General features: G+C 71.9%; 1 pseudogene. It reads left to right on the forward strand.

The features are described 5' to 3' along the window. A pseudogene (locus ACPYOG_RS20435) lies at nt 1-242 on the forward strand (hypothetical protein); the annotation flags it as partial.

A 242-nucleotide genomic window follows, 5' to 3' on the forward strand; every position in this document is an offset into this window, starting at 1 on the left:
GGGCTGCTGGCCGCGGCGTTCATCGTCCTCCTCCTTCCAGGCCAGCATGCGCCGCTCGCGTTCCGGCTGCTCATCGGGATCGTCGCGCTCGCCCTGGCCGTGCTTGGCGGCGGACCGGCGGCTCAGCTCGTCCTGGCGCTGGCGACGCGGAGCACCACCGAGTTGAGCCCACACGGCGGCATCCTGGTGCACGAGATGACGGCGCAGGGCGTGACGACACGGGAGGTCCTGCGCCGTCATCT

It is taken from the genome of Leifsonia sp. HAY1-4F (assembly GCF_056755275.1).